The sequence below is a fragment of the Vibrio alginolyticus NBRC 15630 = ATCC 17749 genome (assembly GCF_000354175.2).
Classification (GTDB): Bacteria; Pseudomonadota; Gammaproteobacteria; order Enterobacterales; family Vibrionaceae; genus Vibrio; species Vibrio alginolyticus.
Window position 1 is genome coordinate 3,004,854 of the sequence record NC_022349.1, and the last position, 25,498, is coordinate 3,030,351.

General features: G+C 43.9%; 24 protein-coding genes and 1 other RNA gene. 11 read left to right on the forward strand and 14 right to left on the reverse strand.

The genetic code is table 11. The annotated features are described in order from the left end of the window. Nucleotides 1-16: 16 nt before the first annotated feature. Both N646_RS13815 and N646_RS13820 read right to left on the reverse strand, forming a co-directional pair. Nucleotides 17-1,564, reverse strand: a complete 1,548-nt coding sequence (locus N646_RS13815; RefSeq protein ID WP_005381681.1) for an alanine/glycine:cation symporter family protein — start codon at nucleotides 1,562-1,564, stop codon at nucleotides 17-19. A gap of 307 nt (nucleotides 1,565-1,871) precedes the next feature. Then, nucleotides 1,872-3,128 carry a D-amino acid dehydrogenase gene (locus N646_RS13820; RefSeq protein ID WP_017820572.1) on the reverse strand — a complete coding sequence of 419 codons (1,257 nt, stop codon included), beginning with the start codon at nucleotides 3,126-3,128 and terminating at the stop codon, nucleotides 1,872-1,874. A 106-nt stretch (nucleotides 3,129-3,234) separates the two neighbouring features. Between N646_RS13820 and N646_RS13825 the strand changes: the two genes are divergently transcribed. The 4 genes from N646_RS13825 to N646_RS13840 all read left to right on the forward strand — a co-directional run bounded on the left by N646_RS13825 (nucleotide 3,235) and on the right by N646_RS13840 (nucleotide 7,899). Then, nucleotides 3,235-4,146: a LysR substrate-binding domain-containing protein gene (locus N646_RS13825; protein WP_017820573.1), complete on the forward strand. Its 912-nt coding sequence runs from the start codon at nucleotides 3,235-3,237 to the stop codon at nucleotides 4,144-4,146. 117 nt (nucleotides 4,147-4,263) lie between these two features. Beyond that, a complete protein-coding gene (locus tag N646_RS13830; RefSeq protein ID WP_005381677.1) occupies nucleotides 4,264-5,532 on the forward strand; it encodes an O-acetylhomoserine aminocarboxypropyltransferase/cysteine synthase family protein in 1,269 nt (422 codons plus the stop codon). 208 nt (nucleotides 5,533-5,740) lie between these two features. Further along, nucleotides 5,741-7,072 carry an aspartate aminotransferase family protein gene (locus N646_RS13835; protein ID WP_017820574.1) on the forward strand — a complete coding sequence of 444 codons (1,332 nt, stop codon included), beginning with the start codon at nucleotides 5,741-5,743 and terminating at the stop codon, nucleotides 7,070-7,072. After that, nucleotides 7,063-7,899, forward strand: a complete 837-nt coding sequence (locus N646_RS13840) for a BKACE family enzyme (protein ID WP_017820575.1) — start codon at nucleotides 7,063-7,065, stop codon at nucleotides 7,897-7,899. Before N646_RS13835 ends, N646_RS13840 begins: the two co-directional genes overlap by 10 nt. A gap of 78 nt (nucleotides 7,900-7,977) precedes the next feature. Here N646_RS13840 and N646_RS13845 read toward each other — a convergent pair whose 3' ends face one another. From N646_RS13845 to N646_RS13860, 4 genes are all read right to left on the reverse strand, one after another. Continuing rightward, complete coding sequence (locus N646_RS13845; RefSeq protein WP_005381672.1) at nucleotides 7,978-9,345, reverse strand: Na+/H+ antiporter NhaC family protein; 1,368 nt, start codon at nucleotides 9,343-9,345, stop codon at nucleotides 7,978-7,980. A 180-nt stretch (nucleotides 9,346-9,525) separates the two neighbouring features. Then, a complete protein-coding gene (locus N646_RS13850; protein WP_005383738.1) occupies nucleotides 9,526-10,113 on the reverse strand; it encodes a DedA family protein in 588 nt (195 codons plus the stop codon). Between the two features lie 204 nt (nucleotides 10,114-10,317). After that, nucleotides 10,318-11,853 carry a bifunctional GNAT family N-acetyltransferase/carbon-nitrogen hydrolase family protein gene (locus N646_RS13855; RefSeq protein WP_005381670.1) on the reverse strand — a complete coding sequence of 512 codons (1,536 nt, stop codon included), beginning with the start codon at nucleotides 11,851-11,853 and terminating at the stop codon, nucleotides 10,318-10,320. A 120-nt stretch (nucleotides 11,854-11,973) separates the two neighbouring features. Beyond that, entirely contained in the window at nucleotides 11,974-12,855 is an 882-nt protein-coding gene (locus N646_RS13860; protein ID WP_005381669.1) for a LysR family transcriptional regulator, read from the reverse strand. A 398-nt stretch (nucleotides 12,856-13,253) separates the two neighbouring features. On the opposite strand from N646_RS13860, the gene N646_RS13865 reads away from it, so the two are divergent. Then, entirely contained in the window at nucleotides 13,254-13,817 is a 564-nt protein-coding gene (locus N646_RS13865) for a porin family protein (RefSeq protein ID WP_005383742.1), read from the forward strand. Between the two features lie 121 nt (nucleotides 13,818-13,938). Here N646_RS13865 and N646_RS13870 read toward each other — a convergent pair whose 3' ends face one another. The 3 genes from N646_RS13870 to N646_RS13880 form a co-directional block, all read right to left on the reverse strand. Next, entirely contained in the window at nucleotides 13,939-15,078 is a 1,140-nt protein-coding gene (locus N646_RS13870) for a lipase family protein (protein WP_005383744.1), read from the reverse strand. 3 nt (nucleotides 15,079-15,081) lie between these two features. Next, nucleotides 15,082-15,633 carry a DUF6795 domain-containing protein gene (locus N646_RS13875; protein WP_017820578.1) on the reverse strand — a complete coding sequence of 184 codons (552 nt, stop codon included), beginning with the start codon at nucleotides 15,631-15,633 and terminating at the stop codon, nucleotides 15,082-15,084. Between the two features lie 991 nt (nucleotides 15,634-16,624). Continuing rightward, the gene (locus tag N646_RS13880) at nucleotides 16,625-17,392 is read right to left on the reverse strand and encodes a hypothetical protein (RefSeq protein ID WP_017820579.1); all 768 of its coding nucleotides are present in this window, start codon (nucleotides 17,390-17,392) and stop codon (nucleotides 16,625-16,627) included. 328 nt (nucleotides 17,393-17,720) lie between these two features. Here N646_RS13880 and N646_RS13885 point away from each other — a divergent pair, with 328 nt between their 5' ends. The 4 genes from N646_RS13885 (at nucleotide 17,721) to N646_RS13900 (ending at nucleotide 20,573) form a co-directional block, all read left to right on the forward strand. Then, nucleotides 17,721-18,365 (forward strand): recombinase family protein, encoded by a 645-nt coding sequence (locus tag N646_RS13885; RefSeq protein ID WP_017820580.1) that lies wholly within the window; start codon nucleotides 17,721-17,723, stop codon nucleotides 18,363-18,365. Nucleotides 18,366-18,512: 147 nt separating this feature from the next. Further along, a complete protein-coding gene (locus tag N646_RS13890) occupies nucleotides 18,513-18,713 on the forward strand; it encodes a hypothetical protein (RefSeq protein WP_005479249.1) in 201 nt (66 codons plus the stop codon). 751 nt (nucleotides 18,714-19,464) lie between these two features. Further along, nucleotides 19,465-19,908 (forward strand): hypothetical protein, encoded by a 444-nt coding sequence (locus tag N646_RS13895; RefSeq protein ID WP_017820581.1) that lies wholly within the window; start codon nucleotides 19,465-19,467, stop codon nucleotides 19,906-19,908. A 167-nt stretch (nucleotides 19,909-20,075) separates the two neighbouring features. After that, nucleotides 20,076-20,573: an RNase H family protein gene (locus tag N646_RS13900; protein WP_017820582.1), complete on the forward strand. Its 498-nt coding sequence runs from the start codon at nucleotides 20,076-20,078 to the stop codon at nucleotides 20,571-20,573. A 50-nt stretch (nucleotides 20,574-20,623) separates the two neighbouring features. Here the strand turns inward: N646_RS13900 and N646_RS13905 are convergent, their stop codons facing one another. The 3 genes from N646_RS13905 to smpB all read right to left on the reverse strand — a co-directional run bounded on the left by N646_RS13905 (nucleotide 20,624) and on the right by smpB (nucleotide 23,388). Continuing rightward, entirely contained in the window at nucleotides 20,624-22,357 is a 1,734-nt protein-coding gene (locus N646_RS13905; protein WP_226977252.1) for a site-specific integrase, read from the reverse strand. Between the two features lie 111 nt (nucleotides 22,358-22,468). Next, nucleotides 22,469-22,836, reverse strand: a transfer-messenger RNA (tmRNA) gene (gene ssrA, locus N646_RS23800). Nucleotides 22,837-22,902: 66 nt separating this feature from the next. Then, nucleotides 22,903-23,388 carry an SsrA-binding protein SmpB gene (gene smpB / locus N646_RS13910; RefSeq protein ID WP_017820584.1) on the reverse strand — a complete coding sequence of 162 codons (486 nt, stop codon included), beginning with the start codon at nucleotides 23,386-23,388 and terminating at the stop codon, nucleotides 22,903-22,905. A 119-nt stretch (nucleotides 23,389-23,507) separates the two neighbouring features. Here smpB and N646_RS13915 point away from each other — a divergent pair, with 119 nt between their 5' ends. Next, a complete protein-coding gene (locus N646_RS13915; RefSeq protein WP_005381641.1) occupies nucleotides 23,508-23,951 on the forward strand; it encodes an SRPBCC family protein in 444 nt (147 codons plus the stop codon). After that, nucleotides 23,941-24,300, forward strand: a complete 360-nt coding sequence (locus N646_RS13920) for an RnfH family protein (protein ID WP_005381640.1) — start codon at nucleotides 23,941-23,943, stop codon at nucleotides 24,298-24,300. The genes N646_RS13915 and N646_RS13920 overlap by 11 nt, the downstream gene beginning before the upstream one ends. A gap of 101 nt (nucleotides 24,301-24,401) precedes the next feature. On the opposite strand, the gene bamE is transcribed toward N646_RS13920, so the two are convergent. After that, nucleotides 24,402-24,761: an outer membrane protein assembly factor BamE gene (bamE, locus tag N646_RS13925; protein WP_017820585.1), complete on the reverse strand. Its 360-nt coding sequence runs from the start codon at nucleotides 24,759-24,761 to the stop codon at nucleotides 24,402-24,404. A 242-nt stretch (nucleotides 24,762-25,003) separates the two neighbouring features. Continuing rightward, a complete protein-coding gene (locus tag N646_RS13930; RefSeq protein ID WP_005381636.1) occupies nucleotides 25,004-25,486 on the reverse strand; it encodes a GNAT family N-acetyltransferase in 483 nt (160 codons plus the stop codon). Nucleotides 25,487-25,498: the final 12 nt, after the last annotated feature.

Below are 25,498 nucleotides of genomic sequence, written 5' to 3' on the forward strand. Positions count from 1 at the left end.
TATTTATGTGATAACGCTATGTTGATGGTTGCTCAACAGTTTCTGCGCTATTGCTGTCTGCCGTTGGTGCTTTACCCGTTTTACGTCGGTACTTATCTTCCCAGTAATCTGCGCCTTTAATGCCCAGTGCAACAGGGTTAAATGTAAAATCGGTCACACCACGTTTTTGTTGCTCTTCGTAGTCGTTCAGTGCTTTGAGTGCAGGCTTCGACATAAAGAAGATGATCAAAATACCGATGATGTTTAGCCACGCCATCAGTCCTACGCCTACATCACCCATCGCCCATGCTAAGTTGGCGGTTTTCACGGTTCCGTAGAACACGGATGAAATAATGATGACTTTCAGAATAAACATCAGTCCATTTACTTTGAACGTACGACGAATGTAAGCAATGTTCGTTTCTGCAATGTAGTAGTAAGCCAGAATGGTCGTAAACGCGAAGAAGAATAGAGCGATTGCGATGAATGGTTTACCCACGCCAGGTAGTGCGCTTTCGATCGCCATCTGTGTAAACACAGGACCATTTGCACCAATATCCGCTGGTAGGTTTTGAACCAGGAATGTACCTTCAATCGCACCATTTACGTTGTACGCGCCAGTGATAAGAATCATGAACGCGGTTGCTGAACACACAAGTAGTGTATCGATGTAAATAGAGAAAGATTGAACAAGACCTTGCTGAGCTGGGTGATCAACACTCGCTGCTGCTGCTGCGTGAGGACCAGTACCTTGACCTGCTTCGTTGGAGTAGACACCACGTTTTACACCCCAGCCGATTGCTGCACCAACGCCTGCCATTGGTGTGAATGCGTCACCAATGATCATGCCGAAAATGCGTGGAACCTCACCAATGTTTAGAAGGATGATGACAAACGCAGTAATGATGTAAGCTAACGCCATAAATGGCACAACGACTTGGGTAAAGTTCGCGATACGCTTTACGCCACCAAAAATGATGAAAGCCAAAATGACACAAACAACCGTACCAGTGAAAATTTTAGCAAAACTGAAGGTACCAATAGCGGTTTCAATCATGTCACCTGAGCCAAATGCGGCTTCTACTGCGTTACCGATACTGTTCGATTGAACGCCAGGAAGTAGAACACCACAAGCAAAGATGGTCGCGATAGCAAAGATCCAAGCGTACCATTTTTGTCCCATTGCTTTCTCAATATAGTAAGCAGGGCCACCACGGAACTCGCCTTCGTCTTCTTCTTTATAAATTTGTGCAAGTGTTGATTCTGCGTATGCGGTTGCAGCGCCAAAGAAGGCTACGACCCACATCCAGAATACGGCGCCTGGGCCACCGAAACCGATAGCAGCAGCAACACCAGCAATGTTACCTGTACCTACACGGCCAGACAGTGAAACGGCAAGTGCCTGAAATGATGATATCCCTTTTGTTGAACTCTTCCCTGAAAGTAATAAGCGCCACATCTCAAAGAAGTGACGAATTTGTACAAAACGCGTCATGATTGAATAGAACAAACCTGCGCCAAGGCACAAATAGATCAGTACCGGGCTCCAAATAATTCCATTCAGAAAATCAACTAATGACTGCATGAGTATTTTCCCTGTTAGTTGTGTTTGTGGTTGTTTTTCACACAATACATTACCCTTTATGTAATGCAATTGTTAACTTTTTTAGCTACAAATCCTTTGTAGCGTGATGATGAACACAGAATGGAGAGTAGTTGTTAAAATTTGGTTCTTGTTGCTTATTTGCTCCTTTTAGGTAGAAGATTTGCTTGATGATTAATTATGCAGCACATTGTCATTTAAATGTGCTGCGATTTTGATGAGTTAAAAATGCCAGTGGTTATGCATTTTGTGGAGTAAGTGTCTGCCTGTTTTTTGTTCAGTCATGTCCTCAGGCGTAACGACAAAGGTTAAGCTCCGCATTATCCATCACTTTTGTTTTTTCACCTTTCATTACGCTTGCTAGCAATTGACCTGAACCACAAGCCATCGTCCAACCCAGAGTTCCGTGTCCGGTGTTAGTAAAAAGGTTATCGTATTTAGTCGCGCCGATAATTGGTGTGCCATCAGGCGTCATTGGCCTAAAGCCGCTCCAAAACTCAGCTTGGCTGAAGTCACCACAACGAGGAAAAAGATCACGGATGACCATTTCGATGGTGTTTTTGCGCTTTTGTGGAAGGGAAGCATCAAACCCTGCTAATTCTGCGGTGCCAGCTACGCGAATTCGGTCATCAAATCGAGTCATAGCGACTTTGTAGGTTTCATCCATCACAGTAGATCGAGGAGAGAAGTGTTCATCTTCCATCGGGATGGTGAGTGAATAGCCTTTGACAGGGTAGACCGGAATATCAATATCGAGTTGCTTGAGTAGCGCTGTAGAGTAGCTGCCAGAGGCCACCACATATTGGTCTGCTTTAAATTGTCCTCGGTTCGTTTGGACACCTATGATCTTTTTACCTACTGTAACCCAATTGCTTACTTCAGTATCGAACTCAAATCGGACACCGTGTGCCTTAGCAAGCTCCGTTAGTTGTTGGCAAAATTGATGGCAATCGCCCGTTTCGTCATCAGGTAGATGCAAGCCACCAACCAGTTTGTCTTTCACAAGTGCAAGCCCTGGCTCTTGTTCAATACATTGTTCGACGTCCATTAGCTTAAATCGGGTTCCGCTTTGTTCAAGGAGCTGCATGTCCTTTTCAATAGCTTGCAGCTGTTGATGTGTTCGGAATACTTGCAAGGTCCCAAACTGACGTCCTTGATACTCAATGGCGTGTTCTTGGCGTAACTGTTCTAAGCAAATACGGCTGTGGTTAGCGATCGAAAGCATGCGAGCCTTGTTAACTTGATAGCGAGGTAGGGTGCAGTTCGCGACCATTTTACTCGCCCAGCGGATCATGTCGGCATTCAGAGTGGGTTTGATTTTAAGTGGAGCATGCTCCTCCATTAACCACTTAATGGCTTTAACAGGAACACCAGGCGCAGCCCAAGGCGAAGAATAGCCATATGAGATCTGCCCGGCATTGGCGAAGCTCGTTTCCATGGCACTGCTTGGTTGGCGGTCAATGACGGTAACTTGATAGCCTGCTTGAGATAAATACCAAGCAGAGGTTAAGCCGATAACGCCGCTGCCTAATACGATGACTTCCATTGATGCACTCCACACATTTATCAGAGTGCTCAGTTTCTTTTCTTTACCTTTTGTTAACAATCGATATAAATTACACACAGCGTTTAGAAAAACTATAGGCTCAAGGATGAAAAGTAATCTGATAAGTGGCTTGTGTCTATTTAGCCAAGTCGCGGAGTACAACAGCTTTACTGGTGCTGCAAGACATTTACACCTCACCACTGGTGCCATAAGCCAACAAATTATTCATTTGGAAGCGTTATTAGGTTTTACTTTATTTGAACGCCACTCTCGCGGTACTCGTTTAACCGTAAAAGGCACTCAGTTACACCAAGCGACGCAGTTTCACTTTTCGGAACTGAGCAAATTGCTTGATGAGCTCAAAGTAGAAAAACAAACCAATGAAATTCGTTTGAAGTTGACGCCTTCTTTTGCTTTCAAATGGTTAGTCCCAAAGCTCGAAAGCTTCCATCATGATAATCCGGATATCCAAGTACAAATCTTTGCGGAAGGTGCGCTGGTAAATAGTGAGATAAAAGACTATGACGTCGCAATTGACTATGGTCTTCATCCTTATAGAAATGCTAACGCGGAGCTGATTTTGGATGAGCATCTGCTGCCGGTGATGAGTCCAAAATACCTTGAGGATCATGGCTGGCTAAAAACGTTGCTTGGTGAACAAAAAACCTCAATGCCAGTGAAGCAATGGCAAGAGGCGACGCTACTACACGATGCGATGCCATGGGAAAAAGCGACGCGTGACTATGAGTGGCTATATTGGGCGTCAGCGATGGGGTTGGATTTTAAAACCGATATCGGACACTTTTTTAATCGAACGGATATGGCGATGTCTGCAGCCGAAGCAGGCGTTGGGATTGCGATGGCACGAATGGCACTGATTGAGGATGAATTGACGACAGAGCGTTTGGTTTCTCCATTCAAACCGATTCCTGCCAATGCAGGGTATTACTTGATCATGAACACACGTACGAATGCGACAGAAACGTTTCGTCACTGGTTACTTGGACAGTTGAATTAGCGTTTTATCTCTGTGATTCATCCCTACGTTATTTGTTGAAAAATTGGGCAATATAAGTTTTAAGCAAGGTAAGTGCTTTGCTTGCCGCTATTTGAGTGATGAAAGACAGGGAAGAACATGAAAGACGAAACGCTATCCATCCATTTTGGTTACGAAACTGACCCTACCACTAAATCTGTCGCGACGCCGATTTATCAAACAGTCGCGTACGAGTTTGACAACGCGCAGCACGGCGCTGATCTGTTTAACTTGGAAGTGCCTGGGAATATCTACACTCGCATCATGAATCCGACTAACGATGTTCTGGAAAAACGCATGGCGGCGTTAGAAGGCGGCATTGCTGGATTGGTCGTGAGTGCGGGGAGTGCAGCGATTAACTATGCAATTCTGACCTTAGCGCAAGCGGGCGATAACATCGTTTCTACGCCGCAACTTTATGGCGGTACTTATACCTTGTTTGCGCACATGCTCCCAAATCAAGGTATTCAGGTGAAGTTTGCTAAAGATGACAAGCCAGAAAGTTTGGCCGAATTAATTGATGAAAATACCAAAGCGGTGTACTGCGAGAGCATTGGTAACCCTGCGGGTAATATCATCGATTTAGAACGTGTGGCGGAGCTTGCTCATGCACAAGGCGTACCTGTGATTGTGGATAACACCGTTGCGACGCCAGTGCTTTGCAAACCCATCGAATTTGGTGCGGATATCGTAGTTCACTCTCTCACTAAATACGTTGGTGGGCATGGCACCACATTAGGTGGCGTGATTGTGGATTCAGGTAAATTCCCTTGGGCGCAGCACAAAGACCGCTTTCCTGTTTTCAACCAACCAGAACCTTCTTACCACGGCGTGGTGTATACCGAAGCGTTTGGTGAGGCGGCATTTATCGGGCGTGCGCGTACCGTACCACTGCGTAATACCGGAGCCGCATTATCACCGATGAATGCATTTATGCTTATGCAAGGGCTAGAAACGTTACCGCTGCGCATGGAGCGCCATACCGAGAACACACTCAAAGTGGCTGAATTCTTGGAACAGAATGACAAAGTCAGTTGGGTAAGTTATGCCGGATTACCAAGTTCTGAACACTTTCATCTCGCCGAAAAATACATGAAAGGTAAGCCTTCTGCGATTTTGTCGTTTGGTTTAAAAGATGGTTATGACGCTGGTGTGCGTTTTTATGATGCTTTGAAAATCTTTAAGCGTTTGGTGAACATTGGCGATGCAAAATCATTGGCTTGCCATCCTGCATCGACGACTCATCGTCAATTGAGCGAAGCAGAACAAAAACAAGCTGGTGTGTCTCCAGAGATGATTCGTTTATCGGTGGGTATTGAACATATTGACGATATTCTAGCCGATTTAGAACAGGCACTAAACGCGTAAAACGATTCTTTTTTTAGCTTTGGGTTACCCATAGGCCAGTCTTTAAAAAAGCTGGCCTATTTTTATTTTATTGTTTAAATATCAAGGGTTTTGGTGTTTTTGGTTTGTGGTATTCCAAAAGCTCATAGAGGGTGAGATTTATTCTCTTGTCACGTTTGGGTTTGTTCCTGATGATGTGTGCATGTATTACACATTGGAAGGGACTCAAATGTCTTACGTATTTCACCGTCACTGCCATGCCACGCTGCCAATCATCGATAGAGGTGAAGGTGTTTATCTATTCGATAAGCATGGAAAGCAGTATCTCGATGCTTGTGGTGGGGCTGCGGTATCAAACCTTGGCCACAGTCATCAAGCCGTTAAAAAAGCGATGTTGGAACAGATCGAGCGAGTGCCGTTTGCTCATACTGGATTTTTTACTAGTGATAACAGTGAGCGCCTAGCAGAATTGGTTTGTCAGCACATGCCTGAACAGTTCAACCATGTGTATTTAGTCAGTGGCGGATCAGAAGCGGTGGAGTCGGCACTAAAAATGGCGCGGCAGTATTTCGTGGAATCAGGTAAGCCAGAGAAAAAGCAATTCATCGCGCGTCAGCAAAGTTATCACGGCAATACCTTGGGGGCTTTGGCTGTCGGAGGTAATGAATGGCGACGTGAACCGTTCAAACCCATCTTACACCCGAGCCATCATATCGCCCCTTGCTATGCTTATCGTTATCAGCAGAGTCATGAGTCGGAATTGGATTACTCATTGCGAGCGGCGAATGAGCTAGAGGCAAAAATTCTTGAGTTGGGGGCTGATAATGTCATGGCTTTTGTCGCCGAGCCCATTGTGGGAGCCACCGCTGGAGCTGTGCCTGCCACACAAGGTTATTTCAAGCGTATTCGCGAAATATGCGACCAATACGATGTGTTATTGATCTTGGATGAAGTCATGTGTGGCGTTGGACGCAGTGGTAGTTTTTTTGCGTTTGAGCAAGAAGAGGCAGACCCCGATCTGGTGTGTATGGCTAAAGGGCTTGGTGCGGGTTATCAACCTATTGGCGCGGTGGTTGCGAATGATCGAGTCTACCAAGCTATTGCCGGTGGAAGCGGTTTTTTCCAACATGGCCATACCTTTATGGCGCACCCTGTGGCGTGCGCTGCTGCCGTGGCAACCATTCAAACCATCTTCCAAGATGATTTATTAACGGCGGTGAATCAGCAAAGTGCTTTGCTGCGTAATGAGCTTACTTCTGAATTGGCCCATTTACCGTACATTGGCGACATTCGTGGTAAAGGCTTATTTTTTGGCATTGAGCTGGTGGCGGATAAAGAAAGCAAGGCGCCTCTGAGTAAAGCCACATTGGCAGACAAACGCATCAAACAGCAAGCAATGGAAAATGGCTTAATGTGCTACCCAATGGGAGGAACGATTGATGGCGTTAATGGGCACCATATCTTGCTTGCACCGCCATTCATTATTCAGCCTCAACATATTGATGAGCTAGTTGGCAAACTCTCATTAACGCTAAAAGAGGTAGCGAAGGAATGGAATTAGAAAATCGATGTATACGAGAGCCTATCGCTATTATCGTGGCCCCAAACGGTGCAAGAAAAACTAAGCACGATCACGCCAGCTTACCCATGACAACAGACGAACTGGTTGCAGAGGCTATCGCTTGTCAAACGGTAGGGGCTGCCATGATCCATTTGCATGCTAGAGACGCCAACGGACGTCATTCATTAGACATCGACGACAACATGGCAATTTACCATGCCGTGAAAGAAGCGGTGGGACAAAACATGATGGTACAGCTCACCACAGAGGCGGTGGGCTTGTATTCTCCGCCACAACAGATGGCGTTAGTTAAAGCTGTGAAACCAGAAGCGGCTTCTTTCGCATTGAGGGAGTTAATCCCTGAGCGCGCAAGTGAGAAAGAAGGGCATGCCTTTTTCCATTGGGTGGCAGAACACAACATCGTGAGCCAAATTATTCTCTACGATGCAACCGACATTGAACGTTATTTCCAACTGCGTGATGCGGGCGTGTTACCTAAAACGCATCAGCATGCATTAGTGGTGTTAGGGCGTTATCACCAAGCTCAACAGTCTTCGCCATGGGATTTACGAGGTTTGAATTTGGCGCGTTTTGTCGAGGAAGAAATTCGATGTGCCATTTGTGCTTTTGGCGCGCGAGAGCAAGACTGTTTAGCGAGTGCGATGTTACTTGGATTCGATGTGAGAGTGGGGTTTGAGAATAACCACGTCGATGTGGCAGGCGAATTAGCAATCAGTAACGCGGCTCAGGTGGAAGCTCTACGCGATGTGGCGTATCGCTTTGCGATTCCTTTACACAGTGCGCAAAGTTTGTGTTCAGTTTTATAGTGAATCTGTTTGAAACAAGGAAAATAAAGAAGAACGGAAAGTAAAAAGGCTCCATCGGAGCCTTTTCGGTATTTGTCGTTAGTTCTCAGTTTGCGCTACAGGTTGACGAGCGGGATGTTTGATAAACACCGCGACAACAGCCGCTATCGCTAATGCAAAACAGTAGTAAGAATTGGCAACTACTTCAAGTGGCGAGAGGTTGAACACGGAACCTAGCAGCAGTACTTGAGCACCGTAAGGCAACACGCCCTGCACCACGCATGAGAAAATGTCTAATAAGCTTGCTGAGCGGCGAGGAGAGACATTATTCTCTTCCGCCAGTTGGCGAGCAACGCTGCCCGATACAATGATGGCTACGGTGTTGTTTGCCGTACAGCCATTGACCATTGAAACCAAACCTGCAATACCTAGCTCGCTTGCACGACTGTTCGCATGCTTAGAGTGGCTAGAGCCAAACGCGTGGATAAGGCTACTAACGAAATTTGTTAGAAAAGCAAGACCACCTTGGCGACGCATCAGTTCACTCAAACCACCAATCAGCATGGATAACAAGAAGATCTCTTGCATGTTACCAAAGCCTTTATAAACGTCTTGGGCTAGATTAGTCAGTCCGTAATTGTCAATTGATGCCAAGCTCACGCCGCCAGCCAAAAGGATACCAATCGACAGAACCACAAACACATTCACACCAGATACCGCTAGGATCAAAATAGTGATGTACGGCAAGACTTTTAGCCACTCAATATCGCCAGTTGCAGGCACTTGAGTCGCGGTGCTGTTGAAAGCGAACACTGCAATCGCGATCAACGCGGCAGGCAAAGCAATACGAATGTTCTCTTTAAACTTGTCTTTCATCTCACAACCTTGAGAGCGTGTCGCCGCGATCGTGGTGTCAGAGATGATAGAAAGGTTGTCACCAAACATAGCGCCGCTCAGCACAACGCCTGCGGTTAACGGTAAGCTCATCCCGGCTGATTCAGCAATGCCTAAGGCTACGGGTGCAACGGCTGCGATGGTACCCATCGAAGTGCCCATTGCTGTTGCGATAAAAGCAGAAATCAGAAAAATGCCCGGTAAAATCATACTGGTTGGAATTGCGGATAAACCAAGGTTCACCGTTGCATCAACACCGCCAGAGGCTTTTGCTACCGCAGCAAAGGCACCAGCAAGCAGATAGATCATACACATTGCGATGATGTCTGGGTGGCCAACACCACGCATGAAGTGTTCGATTGAGCGGTTAAGTTTCTCTTTACTTAAAAGAAACGCAATGATGATGGCTGGTAATACCGCGATGGGTGCAGGCAGCTGGTAGAAGGCAAATTCCACGCCTTGCAAAGATAAGTAAGTGCCTACGCCAATAAATAGCGCAAGGAATACAATTAATGGGATCAGTGCGACCGCAGACGGTGCAACTGTTTTAGTTGTTTGTTGGGAACCGGACATGTAAACGACAATGTTAATAATAAGAGAGAAGAGCAGACTAATATCACATTTACGCATTGTCAACGTCTAGACGTCTAAATGGCTGTTTAAATTTTACACGTAAAGAAAAAGATAAAAGCTCGTGTTGCGTATCTCACTGATACCACGAGCTTTAGTTATGCGCTAATGAAGAGACTGTCGTTATTGCATTGATTTGGCTTTTTTGCGTTTAACAATACCTAAAACCATCCACGTAAATAAGACAGCAGCAAATGCCCATACCAGATATTTGTATTCGGTGTACAGGTTGCTCAACACGCTTAAATGTTCAAATGCAAAGTGAGTTAACAAGCTGAATACCAATACCCAAACCGTCGCCGCGAGGGCGTTACCGAGCAAAAACTCTCTACGTGGCATTTTCGCGATACCGCATGCAAGAGGCATAAATTGCTTCATTCCTTCAATAAAGCGGCTGACCACCAAGCACGTAGGGCCGTATTTCTGGATAGTCAATTGAAGCGTTTGCATCTTCGGGCCGGAAATGTAGCCTTTTTTATCTAACCACCCCTCAAAGTAATAACCGATTAAGTAGCCACAGGTATTACCAAAAAAGCAGCTCAGCCACGATACCATCATTACCATACTTAGGTTCATGACTTGTTCTGACGAGAGCAAAGATGCCGCGATCATCAGTGATTGACCAGGCATCGGGATACCTATCCCTTCTAGAAATATACTGACAATCAGCGCAACGTAGCCGTATTGCTCAAGCAAAGGCTTCATTGACATGAGAAGTTCGTTAATATGTTCCAAAAGCTTTCCCCTAATAAAAGCGGAACGAAGTTGGAGTGATACTCCGAATGTCCTATTGGGTCAATTCTTGTTTCTCACCGTTGAGAAAAACTGACATGCCTCTGATAATTGCGCAGAATCAACCTGCAGCTGGCTTTACTCGCCGCCACGCTCTTTGGTAGCGGCGAACTAGGGAGATCCTTATGACTCTTTGGCTTTGGTGAATGCGCCATACAAATCAAGGCGGCGATGACGTAAGTTGGTGACAGAGCCTTCGGTATTAAGCTGTTTCAACTTAGTCAAATCAACATCAGCGAAGATTATCATTTCGGTGTTGGCGCTTGCTTCTGTCAAGGTCGCATCGTGTGGGAAATAGATATCCGACGGTGAGAATACGGCAGATTGTGCGTACTGGATATCGACATTATCAACACGAGGTAAGTTGCCGACACTGCCCCCAATTGCAACGTAGCATTCGTTTTCGATGGCTCGTGATTGGGAACAGATTCGTACTCGTTGGTAGCCATTTTTTGTGTCTGTCCAGAAAGGAACGAACACAATTTGTGCGCCTTGCTCGGCGAGCATTCTTCCCAACTCTGGGAACTCGCTGTCATAACAAATCAGTATGCCGACTTTGCCTGCATCGGTTTCGAACACCTGAACATTGTCACCACCGTCGATCACCCAGTCTTTTTGCTCATGGGGCGTGATGTGAATCTTATATTGAGCGTTTATTTCACCATCTCGTTGCAGTAAGTAGGCCACATTATACAACTTGCCATCTTCGATGACGGGCATACTGCCAGCAATAATGTTGATGTTGTAGGTGACTGCCATCTGCGAGAAGCGGTTTTTGATCTCTTCTGTAAAGCTAGCCAAAAAGCGAATTGCTTCGACGGAATTTTGGTCGTTTTGCAAGCCCATCAGCGGCGCGTTAAAGAATTCAGGGAATAGGGCGAAATCGGCTTTGTAGTTCGCAAGAGAAGAAATGAAGAACTCAGCCTGATCGAGCAAGTCCTCTAAGTCATTCATGGCGCGCATTTGCCACTGCACAACACCAATACGAATCAGCGTTTTTTCTACATCATGTACGGATTGAATATCCTCTTCGTAGAAGAAGTTATCCCACTCCAGCAGAGTTGCGTAGCCTTTAGAAGCACTATCCTCTGGCAAGTAACCACGCATAATACGTTTGACATCGAAGTCGTTTGCAAGCTGAAAAGACAAAATAGGATCGTGAAGCTCACGGCGTTTTATCTTGTCGATGTATTCAGCCACGCTCAGTTCGTCAGCATATTTGTGGTAATTCGGGATGCGACCACCGGCTAAAATTGCTTTGAAATTCTTACTCCGGCAAAGTTCTTTACGCGCATCATACAGACGGCGACCTAAACGCAGCCCACGGTAGTCCGGGTGAACAAATACATCGAGACCATACATGGCGTCACCGGTCACTTGGTTTTGGATGACGTTGTTCTCGGTGATGATGTCGGTGTACAGGTGAGGAAGTGAAAACCGGTTGTAGTCCACTTTGATTGTTAGCGCTGCGCCGACAATTTTTCCGTTATCCTCAATACAGATTTGTCCATCAGGAAACTGATGAATAAGATCCATGATGGTCAGGCGTGGCCATGAGCCACCAACATCAGGAAAAACAAGGTCCATTAATTCCGCGAGCTCTGGGTAATCGGTCGGCTCAATGGTGCGTAAAGAGAGTCTTGGCGTGTTGCTGTCCATATCCTACTATCCATTTATCCTTTTTAAATAGTATGGATGAGAATGCCATAAATTTGAGCAGACAGATACCGAAGTCTTTGAGTTGTTTTGGTTTACCTAAACGAGTTTAAAGAAACAACATTAACTTAGCTTGCTCTTCAGCCATTCGTGAAATGCCACTACTTTTTTAGCTGAAAGTCGATAATTTGGAATCATCACGTAATAACCATAACCGCTCTGTAAAGAGAGGTTGAGAACATGCTGAATGTCCCCTCTTAAAATCGAATACTGCGCCATAAAATCAGGAAGCAAGGCGAGCCCTTTTCCCATTCTGACAGCTTCGCAAGCTAGGTAAAAATGTTCGACGCCTACAGGTTGATAGGTAACGGGAGATTCTACAGTGTAGACAGTTTTAAATTGCTCCCATAGCTGAGGGCGAGTGATTTGAGGTATAAACGGATAATTACTAACAGCGTGCACACTCTCAATTGCAGGAGCATTTGTGCAACCGACTAATAACAATGTTTCTTCGCACAGTAAGTGGCTGTATTCATAATGTGTGGATAATGGAAGGCAGCGAATATGTAAGTCACTTTCGTTGCTCGAATCTTTGACGTTCCCATCCCCGGTACAGACTCTTACTCGGATGTTAGGATGTTGCTGGTGGAAGTCATCAATATTAGGTATCAACCAAAGGCTGGCAAAAGAAGGGGTTACGTCCACGGTGAGTAATTCTTGCTTTGAATCTGACTGGATTAAGTTGGCAGTTGCATGCTGAATAAGCTCCAAAGCTTCTGTGACTTGCGGCAGATAACGCTTGCCTTCTTCGGTTAACTCAATACCACTCGCCCTTCTTTGTATTAAAGGTAAACCCACCAATTGCTCCAGCGATGCGATTTGTTTGCTTACTGCGCTTTGCGTAATACATAGGGCATCCGCTGCTTTAGAGAAACTGAGGTAATTAGAGACCGCGACAAACGTCCTTAATGCTCGAATAGAAGGGTATTCACTGCCTTTTAACATACTTCAGTTCCATTAAACTCTGCTTAGGCAAAGAGTAGAGTATTCACGGCTTGAAGCAAAGTAAGATGCAACGTATGTGTGATTAGCTTCCTTTCTTATAAAAACTAGCTAAGCGTTTTTTGACTGATTAATCTACAAGAGTATTTTAGATGTTTATTTAATTTCTTTGAAAAATCTACAAATTAACAAGAATCTTTTTCACATCATCGATTAACCTCAATTTAGTATTGTTTATATAAAGTAAACAGACAGATCTTTTTTTCTGTTTTTGTTCGGCGTTCTTTAGAGGATTGTCAGTATTCTATAAAATTAAATATATTTTTCATTAATTTAAAGTTGGCATTGCATTTGCTCTTTACTATTCGAACCTTCAATGGAACTTATATTAGGAGAACGAAATGAAAAGCAATGTTGTTACTTTGATTAGCCTTTTTTCTTTAGCAACGTTTAGTACTTTATCACATGCTGCGGACTCCAACGATCATGGTGTATATGTTGGCGCCAACTACGGTTACTTAAAAGTTGATGGACAAGATGACTTTGATGATGACAGCGATGTTATTCAAGGTTTAGTTGGTTACCGTTTTAATCCTTACTTAGCGTTGGAAGGTGGTTACATTGATTTCGGTAGCTATGGTAATAACCTAGCAAATGCCGAAACGGACGGTTACACCGCAGCACTAAAAGTTACAGCCCCTATTGCTGATCGTGTCGACCTTTACGCAAAAGGCGGTCAAATGTGGTACTCGACGGATTACGACGTTGCGGGCTTCCAAGGCAACAAAGATGATGAAGGTGTATTCGCTGGTGCCGGTGTGGGTTTTAAAGTTACTGATAACTTCTTAGTTAACGCAGAATATATGTGGTACGACGTAGAACTCAATGCGGAGAATGTCGCGAACGGTGCAAACACGGAAACAGACTTTAACCAAGCATCACTAGGTGTGGAATATAGATTTTAATATTGTTAACAACTCTAAGCCCTAATAAAAAGCGAAGCCTAAATAGCTTCGCTTTTTCTGAACTCAATCTAGTTGAGGATAATAGAGCGTTTTTTAGAATAATTGTTCGTGCCTTTTACTGTCACTCTACTATATTTAGAGCATTTCTAACATGACTATCTAACCTTCTTACTAGTCTCGAAAAACAAAGTTTTATCACTCTATAAGTAATACTCGATAGGTCGATCGCTGCGCTACCTGACATTACATTCATGTGACCTAAAATACCGCGAACGTGTTCTGTATACTCGTTTTTTAGTTTTGAGATGTACGCCATAGCTTTAGCTAGTTGATCCCAAGCAGTAAGGCCTACAGTTGCTATTTGTTGTATTATATGACCCAGACCTGAAATTCTTAATAAGGTCAAAATTGAAGAGACTATTTTACTTACCCAACCATCAGTCATCCGAGCATTATATCTATTGTTGAAGTCAAGAAATACGTTGCGTTCTAGGTAAGCTTGAGATTTGGGTTGTAGTGCCGACCACTCATTACTTGTAGCGGTATTGACATAACCCGGAACAGATTTTTTTCCTAGTCCATGAGCGCAGAAGTAGATGCCAGAACTTCCATCTAGCCGATACTCAATACCACCGTGAGTAAATGGCCAAAGAGGAGACATAGGAACTGGATCTGCGCCATGAGTGCAGCGATAGGAAGAATCTAACTCCCTTCTTGCGTATGGTTTAAAGCCAACTTTTGGTGCGCCAAAAGTATATAGGTGTACGCTATAGCCGTACTGACTCTTCACCCAATCTGCCGCTAATGAAGCAAGAGCACCACCTAAACTATGACCTACACAGTGTATTGCCTTCGGTGCTTTCATGTTCTTTTTCGAATAACCAGCGATGTATGCTGCAAGTTGTGGCTTTATCGTATTGAAGAGATTTACAAAACCTGCATGTACCCTGTAACCGGATGAGGTACCTGATATCCCAATGTTTCCATCGGTCATAATGTCGCCGATGTTTACTTGAGTGCCACGGAAGGAAAATACCAAAGTATCGGCAAACTCGCCCTTACCTCGACCTATCGCTACAAAATCTGATGTCATTCCACCAAATCCCATAAAGCCACTTGTCGTTCCTTTTTTGACATCATTCCTTAGATCAAATGTAAAAAACTTTGCTATATAACCACTAACGTTACGAACATTAGTTGCGAATACAGAATAGGGGATTTCTGCGATTCTAGATGATAGTTTTGGTGAGAGTGATTGCATTCTTTAATTTCCATATAAGTCAGAGTCAATATATCCAAATAAATCACATTGACTATTTACGTAGTAGTCATCGTTTTCGTCATCATCAATTGAAAAAGCAAAGTACTTAAGAGGGTTTGCTGCATCACAGACTAGATTAGCCATATTGTTTTTTACGTAATCCTCTATTTCATAGCCATCGAACGAACCTTCCCAAATAATAACGCTTTCATCAATATCTAGTTCTGTGGTTAAAACAATAGTTACATAATGTTCAATAAGCGGGATCTTAACGCTCTCTTTGTTCTCATACACAGGAGAAAATTCAAACCGACCATTGCTGTCAGTAAATGTTGATAAGTCTATTGATTTTCCTGAAGCGCTTAAACCAATATTAAGACTAACCTTTTGGTTATTAATCGGCTTCCCTTTTTTTGTTATCACACCATTGATTTGTGGTGTGTATTGGTTAACTTTATCGTTATTCAATATACTCTCTCCAAAACTCATATTAATGCTCAACAATATGATTGTAATAAATCCAAATAAGTAATTTCTCACATCGACTTTTTTCATTTTAAAAATCTATAAATCTATATGTATTGTGTGTTTTTACAATATTTAATTTTAACTATGTGATTCATATTGCATTGCTCTGTAACTTGTGAATTTGAAAATTACATTTTTAGATTTATGTTTATCTATTTGACCGATTTTTATTAGCATTAATAAAGTTTAAATCTGGAACACTCAGTCTGCGCTAATCTTAGGTAGTTATATTGTATTGGGTTTTTGAGGCTTTCATTAGGTAATGTGAAAGCAAAATAAACGAGAGCTACCGAATGATAAAAACTCTATAAATACTAGGTTTCAGACAATGAAATCGTATTGAAAACAGTTAATTATTCGCTTTGTCAAGAGGTGTTTTTATTGCTTTACATCGTAATGCTAGATTGACTTGATAATTTATTTTTCCGCCAATTGTGATAACCAAGAGCAAAAGAAAAGGCTTATTTAGTATCTTTTGATGGTTAGTGATAAACCCAAATTGTTCTACTTTAACCCATCATAATTCTATAACTTAGATTTAGCACTCGTAGTTGTTGATAACTCAAAAACTTAGAACACTTTAAATCGAAGAACATATAGACACACTTTTGTCCTTGGATGAGTTCTTCTGAACTTCCGTGTAGTTTTGGTGGTGTATTTATGAGCGTATCGTCTGTTACTTAATACTCAACGAGTTTTTAAATCGGCGTACGTTCAGAGTTATGCAGTAATGCTCGTGAAAAGTTATCAGGTAGCATGAGTGCGTGAGAAAAGAAGACAATGTGGATAGTGGATAGTGGATAGTGGGTTGTTGATACAAAAAAGGCCACCCGAGGGTGGCCTTTTCCAAACGTTTGGTGGAGCTGGCGGGATTCGAGAGTTCGTCGCCTTTTCCTATGTAAGTCTCTGATATACAAGGAAGGTACATCAGTGGTTTACTCGAAATGTAGCACACCTTGTAGAACACTGCTAGTTCGGTTCAGTTCCGACTTTGGGAGCTGAACTGTTGGGTGTGTTACTAGGGTTTAGCATCATCGTTTATCTTACCTAGTAGTTGAATGGCATTTGTTGAAACGCTATCTTTTAATTCTCTCTGTATGGGCAGTAAAGCATCACGAATTTTTCCTAGCCTCTTTATTAGGGCTTCAATTGTCTCTATATTTAGGAGATTGCCTCCATTTTTAAAGCTAAGTTTTGCGGTTTCTTCTATTAGGGCTCTGAAGTCGAAAACTATTGGTATCAACTTTTTGTGAGCTTCTTTTAGTTCAGGAAGATAAAGATCTACAAGAAGGTCAGCCTCACAAATGAGGTCCTTCGGTTCGTTTTTTTCTAAACCTGCGTGATATTTGAATTTTTCTCCGAAATAACTCGGAAGACCATCAACGCAAGTGTAATACTGTTCATATTTTATTCGTTTTAGTTGGGTTAACTCTTGTTTGTTCCAGACTTGGTGCGCTAAGTCTTGACTCACTTGTTCTGTTGCTCTGGTTAGCTCGACTTGTTGGGTTATCACTTGTGCTAGTTTTTCTGATAGAGCGTCGATTTTTGCGGATTCAGTTTGTAGGGTTTCTTCACGCAAAACCTTTAAGTGGCGTTGTAATTGAGACTCGATGGCATCTAATTTTCCGATGACCTTGGCGTTTTCTTTTGCGTGACTTTTTATGTAAGAAATACAATAGCCTAACACTAAGCCGAATAAGATAAGTACGACTGCAAGCAAGGGATGTGAAGATAGTCCGAGTTGCATTAGAGAGGTTAAAGTTTCCATCTCAGATGAAGTAATCATGTATTTTCCTCAAGAAGCTCTTATTGCTGGACGGATTAGCGGAGCTAAAGCTCGACCTGAATTTTGTTAGCAATTTTGTCTGGGCATGTAAGTATAATTGTGGTTGCCTATTTTCCCCCATCCCCCCCCAGGAAGGATACCGATGGATTTTTACTTTGAGATATAACCCTCTAACGATAAAAATATATTTTCAGTGTTTTCTTTAGGTTATGCCCAAATGCATACACTCTAAGGGTGTTATTTTTGTGCGCTTTAGGTGTTGACTTGTCGATATGCATACAATAAGTTAAGCATACAGCAACCTAAAGCACTCGTTCGAGGTATGACAATGACAACTCAATCCAATGACAGTAACTCAATGGTCTTTGCTTATGTCCGTGTGTCGACTAAGGAGCAGAACGTGGACAGCCAATTGAGTGACATCTCAAAGCTTTACCCTGATGCGGAGGTTACGACAGAGAAAGTGTCGGGTACTGTGCCAGCTAGAGAGAGGGCAGGGCTATCGGTTCTTCTTGGTAAGCTACGTAAAGGAGATACTCTAGTCGTATGGTGGGTTGACCGTTTAGGGCGTGACTATCGAGACGCTGAATCGACTATACGTGAGCTTCTCGACAGGGGTGTGTGCATTAAGACTATCAACCAAGGTCTGACGTTCTCATACTCAAGCAAAGATGATGACATGCAGAACATGGTCACTGACATCCAGATTACCATGCTCACGGCTATGGCTGCGGCAGAGCGTAAGAATCGCTTAGCGTCGGCTGAGGCTGGAAGACAAGCGCTTAAAGCTAACCCTGCGAAGTGGGCTGAGAAGTTCCAAGGACGCAAAGCTAATACCAAGCAGCATCAGCGTATCATTGAGTTGTTACTTGAGGGCAAGTCTATCCGTGGTGTCGCTCAGGAGCTTGGCTGTAATGCAAGTACCGTACAGAGAGTGAAGAAGAAGGCGGTTGAAGCTGGCACCGTGTTCTAAGTGTCGGCTGATTGAACAATAAGCACTCACTTAGCAAGCTCTTGCGTGACCATATTCAAGTTATTGTACTCACTAGTGACTACACATAACACAACCAAGTTGAGTTTCGGTATCTTTAGCTCACCTTAAGCACAAAGGAGCATTGATATGAACGACGTCTTAACTATTAAAGCCTCTAATCATCTTGATACTCAAACGCTGCTTACAACGCAAGACTCGCAGCTGCACCAAGAGGTGTGGGGGCATGTTAAAGCGTTAGTAGAGCTTGGTGTCTTTGAGGACGCTACAAATGGCATTGAGAATGTCTTAGCGCCTTACATGGCGGAGGTTAACGCCGAGCTTATCTAGGTCACTTGGGCGGGTGCAACGCCTGCCCTTGTCTGTTTTAGTTGGGTCAAACCATCGAGGTATCAACGCTCTCATCCCCTGCCTTTACGCTCTCTTTGAGTCTCAACGCAATGCCAATCGAATTACGACTGCCTATAGGGCGCAGCCCGATACGGTGAGTCTGACAGGGTGTTAATAACCTGTAATTACGACTGCCTATAAGAACAAACCCAATGCGGACTGTAGCCGCCAAACCACAGCAAGAAGTCACACATCAGAGTCACGCACTGAGTGGGCTTCAAGGCCATCACCTCGTAACCTCTCGGCTCATAGAGAGTGAGTCTTAATGCCTTGGGCAAGCAGAGAGACAAAGAGCAATACATGCACCAGACGCAAAGCTTAAGAGTTCTCTTTAAGGGAAGCTTTAAGCTTGTAAGACGTGCTGGTGTAGGGCGTGGATACTTAAAGTCTGTCTTTAAGATGTGATTGTGGTTATTAACAATAACAATCACTTACTTAAAGCTAACTCTAAGCTCAACTTAAAGTAGCTCTCATAGATACTTTAAGCTCTGCGTCTTCTATCTATCACCTCATATCATTCCTTTCAGCCCGCTTTACGTGGGAGTGTCATGACAACGGTAGTCAATCATTTCAAATCCCCTATTGGAGAGTTCCTAGTAGCGTTTAGCTTGTCTTTAAGGTTCTTCTTTGAGCTAGCTATGGTTCTCTCTTTATGTTTTCTCTTTATATAGGTGCGGAAACTAAATAAACCATGAAATACATAAACTTAATGTCATTTGACGATGAGGCATGGCTTGACGTTGAAGGATATGAACTACCCGACTTTGCAAGTGATGATACTACAGCGACATCTAGAAGCGCGACAGGACGACCAGCCAAAAGAGTATCGATACAATTGCCCCAAATGAATACGGACAAACCACCAGCTTGGCTTGATGATGTCGTCTCTGGTGTACTCAACTGCTACTTAGAGAGGAAGAGTACAAAAGGAAGTAGCGGCAAGAAGGCTTACGTGGATAAGTACAAGTTGATGGCCTTGCTACAGCAACATTCACGAGTGTACACGTCAAAGTCAATTCAAGAGCTACTTGGTGTCAAGGAAAGGCAGGCTCAGAAGTATATGGAAGTGCTTTCAACATTAAGCATCTTTGTTAACTCTAAGAATGAGGTGGTCAATCTATCTCAAGCTGCCTGATTGGCTCTCATCACTCCACAACTCACAAAAGGCCACCACAAGGCCACTTCACTTCAAACCCAACGCTTAACCGCAAAGCCATGCTGTCAGTTAGTCACTACGAGTCTTTCGTTGGTGTAGTTGGCTATGTGGGGCTTTCGGTGTGGCTTTACGATTAAGGACTTAATATGAATACACAACTTCAAACGACACATCTATTACACAACGCTCAGCACCCACTAAGTATCTATTGCGATGGTTCAGCACCAGACAATCAGCACGGGTGTCTTCAAGGGGGTGTTGGTGTCGCTGTTTACGACGCTCTTGGATATTGCATTCAGGAGTACTCATCCTCCGTTCGCAGGGCTGGTGGTGTCACCAGTCAAAGGGCTGAGCTTCTGGCTCTCATCATTGCCTTACTTGTAGCAGGTGAGGGGGACAATGTCTTTAGTGACAGTCAGTACTGCGTGCGGGGCTTCAATGAATGGCTTGATAGCTGGAAGCGTAACGCTTGGCGCAACTCAAGCAAGAAGCCTGTCGCTAATCAGGACTTATGGATGCTGATAGATGAGCTTAAAGCTATTCGTCCACGTGTTAGCGTTGAGCACGTAGCTGGTCACTCTGGTATCAAAGGTAATGAGCATTCAGACTGCTTAGCGAGACAAGCCGCCGAAGGTAAAATGTAAAATGAAAGGTAACACTTGGGTAGACGTCAGGTGTTACCTTTTAATTTGTACTAGTTAGATAGTGCATAGGGCTTTATGTCGAAGTCGAACGTAATGTTGTCCAATATAGGAGCTAATGCTGATGCGACATAAGCTTTACCATACCGTCCAAACGTTTCACTTCCGTCCCCATGACCCACATAGGCTGCTGCATGACTGCGGGATACGCCTGATTGCTTCAGGGCGTTGATGAAAGTGTGCCTGAAAGAATGGTAAGCCTTATGTTCGTTCTTGGCGTTAGGCAGCACTTTGTCACGGAAGCGAGCAAACCATTTGGATGGTGCTTGTCCATACCCATCTCTTCCTCTCTTAAGCTCAGGAAAGACGCGCTCATGAGTGAGGTTCTGTGCGTAGTCAACGAACCCTAGTTCAATTAATTTAGGGTGCAGTGGAATAGTGCGAATTGAACTCATATTCTTGGTTTTCTGGTCTTCTTGAGTATTGGTGATGGTCATAGTCCAAAGTCCGCTCTCATCATCTCTACGAACGTCACATACATGCAACTGACACAACTCGTTGAGACGAGCACCTGTATAAAGCCCTAGTACAGGTAGCCAGTAATAGTGTGGGTGTTTACTCTCACCTCCTTGGAAGTATGGATGCTGAAATAGGGTCTTTAAGTCAGACTCAGTGAACGCGCTACGCTCATCAGATGCCTTTTTCTTGGTCTTTACTTTGAGTCCTTTAAAGGCATTCTTGGACGCGTACTCATTCAACACGCACCAGTCGAAGAATGAGCTAACACCAGTCATTGTGTCATTTGCTGTGCTCACTGCCATCGGTGTCGGTTTGAGAGCAATGACATCATCAACAGGTAAGCCCTTAAAGCTCGACACTTTGTTGAGGTTCGCTGGTAACTGCAAGAGTTTATCCTTGAACATCAAAGCATCAGCACGCTTGAGAGAGTCAATAGGACGGTCGCCCAAGATGTATAGCATGAGTCGCATACGAGCCTTGTAGCTTTCAAAGGTCTTGGGTTGCATGTTGTCTTTTTCTCTATCCTTGAGGTAAAGCTCTACGCATTCAGATAACAGCAAGCTTTGATGTTCGCTCTCCGTCGGAGCTTGCGTTCCCCTTAGCTCATGAAGGTAGGTATCAGACGCATTAGGTAACTCAAGACGCTCTGCCATCACATCTGTGAGCTGAGTAGTTAATGAGGATAATCCTTGTATCGACTTTCTACAGCTCTCGGTGACAAGTTGTCTTTGAGTTTCAAATGGCTGCTCTACAAAGTACTCGTAGTGCTCTGACTCCATCGCACCCTCAATGATACGCCATGAGCGCGAAAGCTTGGCGTCATACTCACTCAATCTATTTTCGGCAAGGTCGCACATTAGTTCGCATAAATCATCTCTCATTGCCTCAATACCCGTAAAGACGCTCTCACGCTCTTTTAGTGGCGCAGTAAAGACTTGTGCGTGTGGTAAGCTCTGAGCTCCTACTAGGTTGTCAGACGTCGCTTGAGTGATTTCTTTGTGTTGAGCTTGGCTAGCTTTGACGTCAACGAGCACTTCAAGTGGGTTACTTGCGTAGCCTTTAGGTTTGCTTGTCGTTGTTGCAAGAGTCTCATGCTGCGCAAATAGGACGTCATGCTCTACAGATAGCTGACGCGCTCTAACACGAGCCTCTGCGACAGACTTGGTGCGCAGTGAGATTTTGATGGACTTTTTGTTGCCAAAGAATGGCTGAGAGTGGGTTGGGATACGGCGTTGATAGTACCAGTTACCGTTTGCCCGTTGTGTCATGTGCAAAGTGTCATCTCCGTCCATATGTAGAACAGGATGTACCTCAATTTCTCTTTTCATAGGCATGTATAAAAAGAAAGCCCCTGAAAAATCAGAGGCTTACATGATGTTTGGTGGAGCTGGCGGGAGTTGAACCCGCGTCCGAAAACCGTTCATCATTGGTACTACATGCTTAGTCGATCTTTAATTTCGCCACCCACCTGCGAACCGACACGCTAATGAATGACTAGCCTGAATTAAAATTCGCCGTTCATCTCTCAGGCGGGAGAATCCGGGCTAGCGCGTTTGGGTTTGATCCCTCGTTGATCCCCGTCTTACGTGCGGAAGCTAGGGCGAGAGAGCTCTTAGCAGGTTATTAAGCTGCTAGTGCGTAGTTTTCGTCGTTTGCGACTATTTTTTTGCGGTTTGTTAACGAGGCCTACCGCACCTCGGCATGCACCTCAGACTTCTGAATTCCCGTCGAATCCTAAATCAGCCCCAGGTAATATTCGCATAGTAACAGAAAAGCATTGGCTGTCCAGTACTATGCGTTTAAGTGGTCAAGATTAACGCAGCGCGCTCTTCATTACGCGTGCTTTTTCTCTTGCCCAGTCTTTTTCTTTTAGATCCGTACGTTTATCGTGCAGCTTTTTACCTTTTGCTACGCCAATTTTTAGTTTCACCCAAGAGCGAGACCAGTACAGTGAGAGGGCCGTTAATGTCATACCTTCACGGTTTACACGTCCGAATAGGTTATCCAGTTCACGACGACTCATTAGTAGTTTACGCACACGTATGGGATTCGCCACAACGTGTGTCGATGCCTGATTTAAAGGAGTGATTGTCATGCCACTCACAAAGGCTTCACCGTCACGCATAAATACGTAACTTTCAGAAATATTGGCTTTACCTTGGCGAAGGGCTTTCACTTCCCAACCTTGGAGCTCCAAGCCAGCTTCGATTTCATCATCGATGAAATACTCGTGGCGAGCTTTTTTATTCAGCGCGATAGTATTGCTACCCGCTTTTTGTTTCATTTTTTTCTTTGCCATAATAGCGTCATTATACGGGTTGGATATCGGATAGGAAATCCTTTTATTTGCGCAATCGTGGAATAAAAGTAAAATTGGCGAGTAGCTTTAAATCTGTACATGTATCGATAGGAGTATGTATGAAGCAAGTCAGCCGTTCTGCGCTTGTGTCTTTTAGCGCCGAACAGATGTTCAATCTGGTTAATGATGTTGCTAAATACCCTGAATTTCTGCCTGGTTGCTCGGGCTCTAGAATCATTGAGTCTTCGGGGAATGGTATGGTGGCTTCTGTCGATGTGGCGAAGGCTGGAATCAGCAAAACGTTTACGACTTCAAATGAGTTGATCCCCGGTCAGGCAATTATGATGAACTTGGTGGATGGCCCGTTTAAGACGTTGCGTGGTGGTTGGATTTTTACCGCGCTAGATGAACAAGCTTGCAAGGTTGAACTAAAGCTTGAGTTTGAATTCTCAAGTAAAATGATTGAGATGGCCTTCGGTAAGATTTTTAACGAGCTTACTAGTAATATGGTAAATGCATTTACTAAACGCGCAAAACAGGTCTACGAGTGTTATGAGTATTGAGTCAGATATGATTCACGTTGAGGTTGTCTATGCTCTTCCTCATGAACAGCGTGTATTTAACTTAGTGGTAAATAATCACGCAACGGTAGAAGAGATCATTCGACAATCCGGTGTATTGGAGTTGTACCCTGAAATTGATTTGTCCAAGAACAAAGTGGGTGTGTTTAGTCGTAACGTGAAGTTAGATGCGACCGTTCGAGATCGAGATCGAATAGAGATTTATCGTCCGTTACTCGCCGATCCGAAAGAGATTCGCCGTAAACGGGCGGAGCAGGCTAAAGCCGAGGGGAGTGCAGACCCAGTCACCGGTGGCAAGCCTAGTTCTGTACGTAAAAATAAGCAGGATTAATATAAACCCAATAGCTCATGTGAGTTACTCAAAGTTTGACTAACGTGATTTCTATATAATAAAAAACCTCCCAAACGGGAGGTTTTTTTGCAAAAGTCAGTTTACTGAATTTGCTCGTAAAATGCGTCACTTTTTGGAAAGTCACCACTGATGTCTGCGAGTGTGCCTTGGTCATTAAAGTTTACAATCAGATCTTTCTGTACTGGTTCGCCATGGCCAGGAGTATGATGATAGATGTAATACCAAGTGTTTGGATAGCCGTTTTCAATAAGCATTGGCGACCCTAATACGAAGCGAACCTGTGCTTTAGTCATCCCAAACTTTAATTTATCAACCGCACTTTGTTCTACATAGTTGCCTTGGTTGATATCAATACGATAAACCAGTCTTTCCAATACCGAACATCCTGTCAGCAATGTCATTGCTAATGGTACGGCAACTAACCACTTCTTTAATTGCATAATAATTTCTTAGTAACCTTTAAAATACTGCGCTGATAATAAACAAGCTCGACGCAGATGTAAAAAGCTATGCGTCGTATGGTAGACAATCTGACAACGAATTTTGAGTTGAGTTGCATTTATTCACCGATATTAGGCGGTAAATGTCACCACATGACGTATTAGTTAGGTGACGAAGAGCAAATTTCAATCGGAAGTAGGGTGATGGACGCTTTCAGCGGTGAGCAAAGCCTAGTGACTCGTTAGTCGGTTTTGGCGAATTCGCGTAATGCATCACCTGAAAAACGATAATACTCTTTTTCATGAATTAGTGTTGCACCAATTGAGCGGTAAAACTGACCTGCGGTAGGGTTACTACTTTCAGCTGTCCAGTCCAACCTTTGGCATCCACACTTGATCGCCAAAGATGCCAGATACTTCATTAACTTGAGACCAACCCCTTTTCCTCGAACCTTCGAAGATACGAACAGATCTTTTAAGTACATCTGCCCTGAGAGTTTTGGGGCAGGGAACATGACGGTATAAGATGCAAAGCCTACGACGTCATCATTATCGTAAACCGCAATGATATTAACACCAGAATGTTCAGAGAAGACTTGGCTCTTTAGATAATGGACCAGATCGTGTTTTGATGAAGCTTTTTCTTTGAAGTAGTAATGTTCTAACTCAATAAAAATAGGGATGAGATCTAAGCAGTTGGTTTTGTGTATTGCTCTGATATCCATATCTCATCCCTT